Below are 7,862 nucleotides of genomic sequence, written 5' to 3'. Positions count from 1 at the left end.
GTCCCGCCCGTCCTTTCTGGACGGGCGGGACGCCCATCCCACTTTCAAGAGTGGAAGTTATTTAATTCTCATTCCTAACCTCGATCGTACCAACTTTGCAGCGCCAAGCGGTGAACTTCCCGCCAGCTAATATTTTTAAGTCTGGCAATTTCCGCGCAATCTTCGTATTCCGGCTGTACATTAACAATCGTTTCTCCAGACTTCGCAACTTTGATCTTGACTTCGCCGTATTCTGTTTGAACTGTCTGGATTTCTCGGTGTAAAATAGTTCTTTGTTGAGTCGATATTCTAATTCCCAAAGTAGTCGTTTCGCGAAATATCACAGCTTCGCAAGCATCCTGAAATTCGGGATGACAAATCGCAGTTAACAAAACCCCAAGCCGCGACTTTTTCATCACAATTGGGGCAGTAAAAACATCCAGAGCTCCGGCGGCAAACAAAGCATCAAAAACATAGCCGATCGCCTGCGGACTCAAATCATCAATTTGCGTTTCCAATACCGCAATAGTTTCTATGGAATTGGTAATTGGTAATTGGGAATCGGGAATGGGGAATTGGGAATGAGTAGCCGTCTTTCTCCCACTCTCCCCCTCTCCCCCTCTCCCCCTCTCCCCCTCTTGCTTCTCCCCAATCCAGAGGCGCAAAATATTAGGAATTGCCAGGTTTCGAGAACCTGCACCCAAACCGATCGCCTGAATTTGCATCGACGGTGGCGGGCCGAAACCAGCGGCGAGAGTACAGGCGATCGCAGTTCCCGTAGGAGTGCACAATTCGCGATCGATCCCATTGCTATAAACAGGCACTCGGTGCGTTTCCCACAACCGCATCACCGCCGGCGTAGGCACCGCTAATCGGCCGTGGGCCGCCTTCACCGTACCGCCACCAGTCGGCATCGCCGAAAAGTAAAACTCCTGAATATCCAACCAATCCAAACCCAAACAAGTACCGACAATATCAATAATTGCATCCGTCGCCCCCACCTCGTGAAAGTGAACCTCGCTTGGGGGGATACCGTGTACTGCAGCCTCTGCCTCTGCTAATTTGCCAAATACGGCCAAACTCCAGGCTTCCACGCGCGGAGGCAATTTTGCAGAGACGATGATTTGCTCAATTTCGGGTAAATTGCGGTGATGACTGTAGCTAATTTCGGCCTCTGCTTCGCCGTGACTGTGAGAATGTTCTTCCCCGTGATGATGGTGGTGGCGGGCGTCAAAAGTCGGGGATTCGGTTTCCGAGGGATCGAGTTCGGTAGCGGGATTTTCTGGTTTTAACGACAAATCCGCAGCTAAATCGACATAAAATTTAGTTGCTTGTTGAGTATTCCGGTGGACTAATTCCGTCCGCAACTGGTACTCTGTCGAAATGCCGAGCAAATTGAGTTTTTCGATTAGGTATTCTAAAGGAACGCCGGCGTGGACAAGAGCTCCAATGCACATATCGCCAGCAATGCCGGTTGGACAGTCAAAATAAGCTATTTTATTCATTGTTAACAATTAATTTTTAGCATTGATTGTTTCACTCGATATTTCGATCGCCCACTTAGCCTGCAATATCTTAACATGGCAACTATTTACGAAGTGCATCCAGTTGCACCCCAAAGAGACCGGATCGAGAAAATTAACAAATCTCTAAAAGATGGGGCAGTGATGCTTTATCCGACAGATACAGTTTATGCGATCGGCTGCGATCTCAACTCCAAGTCTGCGGTAGAACGAGTCAGGCAGATCAAGCAACTATCCAATGATAAGCCTTTAACGTTCCTGTGTTCCTCTCTGTCAAATATCACCGACTATGCAGCCGTCAGCGATGAAGCATACAGAATTATCAAGCGGTTAATACCAGGGCCTTATACATTTCTGCTGCCTGCTACCAAGTTAGTGCCACGGTTGGTAATGAGCCCGAAGCGCAAAACCACTGGAATTCGCGTTCCAGACCAGCGGCTTTGTTTTACACTGTTGGAAGCCTTGGGAAATCCAATTATTTCAACATCCGCTCACATTACCACGGATGATGAAGGTGCTGCACCCGTGCCAGCAGAAAAAGCAGAAAGTTTTGGCAAAGCTGAACTTTTTGACTGTTTTTCAAAGTTAGTAGATATCATTGTCGATGACGGTTCCGATCCGGGATATCAAGTTTCTACCATTCTCGATTTGACACAAAGCGAACCGATTGTTGTTCGCCGTGGTTTGGGATGGGAAGCAGTCGCCGTTTGGGAAAAAGATTAATTTTGGAGATACAAGAAAATTCACTCTTTGTGGAACAGGCATCTTGCCTGTTCTTGAGAATTGTAATCCCGACCTTTTCCGAGAACCCCGTCAACTTTGTGGAACAGGCATCTTGCCTGTTCTTGAGAATAGTGAAATAATGCCCAGAACCCAGACTTTTTCAAAAAGTTGGGTTCTGAATAGATTAACTAAAAACTGCTTTAAGCCTCTACCTTAACTCCTTTCCAAAAAGCAATATATCCGGCAATATTTTTAGCAGCATCTTTCGGAGTAGGATAGTACCAAGCAGCATCTTTATTAACTTGTCCGCCGACTTCGACACTGTAGTAACTAGCAACACCTTTCCAACCGCAAGTAGTGTGAGTGCTGCTGTCCTTGAAATACTCACGGTTGATGGCATCGGCGGGGAAATAATAGTTGTTGTCTACAATTTCGCACTTGTCGCTCTCGGCCAAAACGGCACCATTCCAAATTGCTTTCGGCATCAGTTTTTCTGCTTAAATTGAGATTCTCAATTATTGTAACTGTATTTGTGCTCAAAAGGCATAGAATAGTTGAGAAGCCAACAACCAACTACTGCAAATGCCAGCGTCGAATCCGCCAATATCTTCTGTGCCACTGTCCCTGGAACAAGCTCTTAAACATTTTTTTGGATATGACTCTTTCCGTCCGGGACAGCAGGAAATTGTCGAAGCTGCTTTACAAAAACGGGATATGATGATTGTCATGCCGACGGGCGGTGGCAAGTCTTTGTGTTTTCAATTACCGGCACTGTTGAAACCGGGATTGACAGTGGTTGTGTCGCCGTTAATTGCTCTGATGCAAGACCAGGTGGAAGCTTTGCAGGATAATGGAATTGGGGCGACTTTTCTCAACAGCACTTTGAACTCTCAGGAAACCCGATCGCGCGAAACAGCAATTCTCGAAGGTAAGATTAAATTGCTTTATGTTGCACCAGAACGCTTGCTGGGTGAGAGATTTTTACCGTTTTTAGATATAGTAGCAAATAAGTTAGGAATTTCGGCATTTGCGATCGACGAAGCCCACTGCGTTTCGGAATGGGGGCACGACTTTCGACCAGAATACAGGCAAATGCAGCGAGTGCGCGATCGATATCCCGACATTCCCATTATGGGACTAACCGCCACCGCCACCGAGCGCGTCCGCCAAGACATAATCCAGCAGCTAACTCTGCGAAATCCCTACATCCACGTCGCCAGCTTCAACCGCCCCAATTTATACTACGAAGTTCGCCCCAAAACCAAGCACAGTTTTGCCGAAGTTTTGCAAATCATCCAAAAAAAAGGCGGTTCGGGAATTATCTATTGCCTCAGCCGCAAAAAAGTTGACGAAGTTGCCTATAAATTGCAACAAAGCGGCATCCAAGCCTTACCCTACCACGCCGGCATGAACGATGTCGATCGCGCAACCAATCAAACCCGCTTCATTCGCGACGACGTGCAAGTAATGGTAGCCACAATAGCCTTTGGTATGGGCATCAACAAACCAGACGTGAGGTTTGTAATTCACTACGACTTACCCAAGAATCTCGAAGGATACTATCAAGAATCCGGCCGCGCAGGCCGAGACAACGAACCCGCCCATTGCAGCTTATTTTTCGGCTACGGCGATGTCAAAATGATCGACTACATCATCGAGCAAAAACCCGATCCGCAAGAACAACGAATTGCCCGCCAACAGTTGCGGCGAGTAATCAACTATGCAGAATCCACCGAGTGCCGTCGCACAATCCAGTTAAGTTATTTTGGCGATTCATTCCCCGGAAACTGCGGTACTTGCGATAACTGTTGCAACAAAAAACCCGTAGAAGATTGGACGATTGAGGCAATGAAATTTCTTTCTTGCGTCGCCAGATGCCAAGAAAAATTCGGCATGAATCACATTATTGACGTGCTGCGCGGTTCCAAAAATCAAAAAGTATTGCAATACCAGCACCACCAACTTTCTACTTACGGAATTGGCAAAGATAGAAGTGCCGACGATTGGAAAAAGTTGAGTCGTTCGCTGTTAAATCAAGGTTTTTTAGAGGAAAGAACAGACGGATTTCCCATTTTGAAACTGAATGAAAAAAGTTGGGAAATTATGAAACGTCAGCGCACAGTTGAAATCGCCATTGAACCGCAGCGGGAAGTACAGGCGAAAGTTCGTTCTTTGGCAGTAGAAGTAGAAGCTTTATTTACCATACTGCGGACGCTACGCAAACAAATTGCCGACGAACAATTTGTCCCACCTTACGTGGTTTTTGCTGATAAAAGCTTGCGAGATATGGCAGAAAAACGCCCGCAAAATCTCACCGAATTCGAGGATGTTTACGGCGTTGGTAGCAACAAGCGAGATAAGTACGGTAAGGTTTTCTTGGAGGCAATACGCACTTTTTGCCAAGAACAAGGATTGCCAAGTGGTGCTGCATCTTCTGAGGCCGCTAATCTTCCAAATCTTTCCAACGTTGCGTCTTATTCGCAGATGCAAACTTGGGAATTATACCGACAAGGTTTGACAGTTCAAGGAATAGCTAATGCGCGGGGCATGAGCCCTAATACTATTTCTGGGCATCTGATAGAATTGATGGAAATGGGCAGGGAAGTTGATATAAATTTGTTGGTAGAATCGGAACGCCAGCAGGCGATAGTGTACGCTATTGAAGTTATGGGGGATGAGAAACTGAGAGCAATTTATGATTTTTTGGAAGAACGTTATACGTTTGAGGAGATTAAGTTTGTGCGCGCTTGGTGGCGGCAAAATTATGTGGGTTTTTAACCGCTGATGTAGGCAGATGTACGCTGATGGACGCAGATAATACCAATTCTCCAAACTCTTGCAACAATTATGAGTTTTGGGTTTGTTTACGATCGCGCTTCAGGTAAGGTGCGTCGCTTGGAGATTGTCGCTCTTTTTTAGGATTGGCAGGTGGCGACGCACCCGGAGCGCTACTGTTGCATGAGTTTTGAGAATTAGTATAATTAATAGATAGGAGGGAAAAATGAGAATTAAAAAAGTAGCTTTTGGGGATAATATATTAAAGTGGCATTTTGAACCGATATATTTTTTCCATTTGGCTTTGCTAGCTGGCGGATATGGGATTGGCAAAACTCAAATTTCAAAAGGAATTTTTAAATTGCTATAAGCCAGTAAGCTTGGGTTAGCTAAGCGTCTCATTATTCGCTATGCTTGGGGCAGTTTCGAGAGCGATAAATTACCTTATTCACTAAACTTGATTGAGCCATAAGTACCTCGTCATATTATGTCCGGTAGATTACCCCTAATACGGTAGGGGCGGGTTTACGAAAAATATCTGCCAATAATTGACAATCTTAAAAACCCGCCATTTAAATCGCGGTTACTTGATCCGAAATGATATCCAACCACTTGTTATCTAAGTAGTAGATTGCGTGAGAGGAAGCAACATTTAAATCCACACGCATGATACTATTTACACTCACGCCCCGCCCCAAGGATTGAATAATGTTGATGCAGCCGGAAAAGATATTAGGTCTCTCTGTGCACTGAGAAACACCCTAACTTTTAGCATTGTACTTGGTTTCGGCAAAATTATATAGATGGGTTTTGGATGGATAAAAATTAAGTTTCTACACTTTACAATTGTACAATAAATGGTTGACTTCGTTAGCCAGCCATTCGTTAAACAGATTGTGCAAAATTTCTTGATACCGTTCAGGGGTTAATTCCGCTGGGAGAAACTTTTCAACCAGAAACAAGTGATATCCTAGTTCTGTTTCAATTGGACGAATTACTTCTCCGGGTTGAGCGCTAAATACGGCGACGGCTATGTCTGGTTTTAAACCCCACCGATAAACCTTGCCTTCGCAACCGCATATATGCCGACGATTTTCGTCAATATCGTAAAGGTGAGCAGCATCAAAAAAGCTGATTTCTCCTTCTTGAATTTGATAAAATAGTTCCTGAGCAAGCTGGGGGTTGGCAACAATTATTTGATAAAGAATTATTTGGTCGAATTGCAATTTGTTTTGAACAAAAATCTTTTCTACTTCTTTGCTGAATAAGTGTTCGGCTAGTTTTTGGCTGAGAAGCCGATCGCGAATCCCGACCTCTAAATCTTCTACGGAAATCATCTGATCGACCAGCCAAGCAATCGTGTCCGCCGCTTTCTCCAAACGCTTCTCGCGGCGGAGTTGGTCGCCCACAGCTTGAATTTCGTCTGGAGTCACAGTTAACTCCCGTTCCTTGGCTGCTTTCTCAATAACTTTTTTATGCAAAACCTTTTGACTAAATGTTTTTAATTGCATCTCTTGTTTGAGTAGTTCGATGATTTCACTTGCTTCAATCATTGGCCCGTAAAAGTCTTTCATCTTTCTCTCTCAACCTATATGAATTTATTAACTTCATCCCCCGAAGATTCCTGCGGGGTAGTTGGGGTTAACGGTTAAGGGTTAGCTACAAGATGTCATTTGGCAAACTAATAAAATCAGCATTGCTCAAAGTTGTTGCACCCGCTGCGTTAACTGTTCCCAAAACAACAGCTAAAATGCGATCGCCATTATTTGAACTAAACTTAAGCAGAGTGGCGTCTGTCGTACCGTCACCGTCAGTATCAAACGCGACGAGTGTCAAGTCTGTTACCGAAAGTCCCCCTGTCAGCCCAATTCGATCGCCTTGAGCGGGATTGAAATCAACGACTCGATCGGCTAACAATGGATTAGCTGCTGCACTCGCTGTTTCGGATCTAAAGGCAAAGGTATCAGCGCCGCTACCTCCAATCAATGTATCTGTGCCGAAGTCGCCGCAAAGAAAATCGTCGCCGTTGTCACCAATCAGCAAATCTTGACCTTTTCCTCCCCGCAAAGTGTCGTTTCCATCGCCTCCATGAATCGCATCATCACCTTTGTTACCTGTGACAATATCGTCGCCGCTTCCGGCAAAAATTCGATCGCTCCCGCTATCGCCCGTAATCACATCGCTCTCGTTGGTGCCGAGCCAATATCCGTCGCCATTGCTGTCATAGCTGATAGTTAATGCGTCAGGATAGTTTTCTGGGGCGATCATTTCTGGAGGCGGCGTTGTCTCAGCATTGCTGTTGGCATTGTTACCGGGAAGTGCGATCGAATTATTGCTGTTACTGTTATCTGTGGGATTAGAAATTATCGTACTCTCGTCGCCACCACCCGTACCCGCATCCTCATTATTTGAGGGTGTTGGCGGTGTTGGCGGTGTTGCTGGTGTTGGCGGTGTTGGCGGTGTTGGCGCTGGTGTTGGCGCTGGTGTTGCGATGTTAGTTGTTGGTGGAGCGCCTGTAGCAGCGGTTGCTTCTGCACTCCCAGAAGTAGCTCCCGGAGTATAGGCTGTCTGAGTGCTAGTGCTACTGCCTGCGGGGGAAGTTACTGTCGCGCTGCTGTTGTTAGTAACGCCTTGATTATTGGCGATCGAGCTCGTTTCGCTCGAACTGCTACTCTCTGAGGGCGCAGGTGTTGGTGCTGGTGCTGGTGTTGGTGTTGGTTCAGGTGCTGGTTCAGGTGCAGGTGCTGTGGCGCTAGTAGTTGGCGGAGTATCTAAACCGCTGCTAGCTGAGGCGCCCGCACTGCTAGAAGTGTCGCCGGGAGTCGATGCTGTCTGAGTGCTGGTGCTGCTGCTGTTCCCTGT

General features: G+C 46.1%; 8 protein-coding genes. 3 read left to right on the top strand and 5 right to left on the bottom strand.

What is annotated here, in order from left to right:
• Positions 1-74: 74 nt before the first annotated feature.
• Positions 75-1,484 (bottom strand): nickel pincer cofactor biosynthesis protein LarC, encoded by a 1,410-nt coding sequence (gene larC, locus QUB26_RS28525; RefSeq protein ID WP_333243307.1) that lies wholly within the window; start codon positions 1,482-1,484, stop codon positions 75-77.
• A gap of 75 nt (positions 1,485-1,559) precedes the next feature.
• Here larC and QUB26_RS28520 point away from each other — a divergent pair, with 75 nt between their 5' ends.
• Positions 1,560-2,225: an L-threonylcarbamoyladenylate synthase gene (locus QUB26_RS28520; protein ID WP_333243304.1), complete on the top strand. Its 666-nt coding sequence runs from the start codon at positions 1,560-1,562 to the stop codon at positions 2,223-2,225.
• Between the two features lie 20 nt (positions 2,226-2,245).
• On the opposite strand, the gene QUB26_RS28515 is transcribed toward QUB26_RS28520, so the two are convergent.
• A complete protein-coding gene (locus QUB26_RS28515; RefSeq protein ID WP_333302798.1) occupies positions 2,246-2,389 on the bottom strand; it encodes a hypothetical protein in 144 nt (47 codons plus the stop codon).
• A gap of 36 nt (positions 2,390-2,425) precedes the next feature.
• Positions 2,426-2,710 (bottom strand): DUF427 domain-containing protein, encoded by a 285-nt coding sequence (locus tag QUB26_RS28510; RefSeq protein WP_190738299.1) that lies wholly within the window; start codon positions 2,708-2,710, stop codon positions 2,426-2,428.
• A 97-nt stretch (positions 2,711-2,807) separates the two neighbouring features.
• Between QUB26_RS28510 and recQ the strand changes: the two genes are divergently transcribed.
• Complete coding sequence (recQ, locus tag QUB26_RS28505; RefSeq protein WP_333243301.1) at positions 2,808-5,003, top strand: DNA helicase RecQ; 2,196 nt, start codon at positions 2,808-2,810, stop codon at positions 5,001-5,003.
• Positions 5,004-5,226: 223 nt separating this feature from the next.
• Positions 5,227-5,370 (top strand): hypothetical protein, encoded by a 144-nt coding sequence (locus QUB26_RS28500; protein ID WP_333243296.1) that lies wholly within the window; start codon positions 5,227-5,229, stop codon positions 5,368-5,370.
• Between the two features lie 463 nt (positions 5,371-5,833).
• Here the strand turns inward: QUB26_RS28500 and QUB26_RS28495 are convergent, their stop codons facing one another.
• Together QUB26_RS28495 and QUB26_RS28490 are read right to left on the bottom strand one after the other, a co-directional pair.
• A complete protein-coding gene (locus QUB26_RS28495) occupies positions 5,834-6,574 on the bottom strand; it encodes a peptidylprolyl isomerase (RefSeq protein WP_333243292.1) in 741 nt (246 codons plus the stop codon).
• A gap of 85 nt (positions 6,575-6,659) precedes the next feature.
• Positions 6,660-7,862, bottom strand: a 1,203-nt coding sequence (locus tag QUB26_RS28490) for a calcium-binding protein (RefSeq protein WP_333243291.1), incomplete at its 5' end; no start/stop codon positions are given.

This window comes from Microcoleus sp. B4-C1 (genome assembly GCF_036705285.1).
Classification (GTDB): domain Bacteria; phylum Cyanobacteriota; class Cyanobacteriia; order Cyanobacteriales; family Microcoleaceae; genus Microcoleus.
Note: the sequence above shows the minus strand (reverse complement) of the source record. Positions and strands in the feature narration are given on the sequence as shown.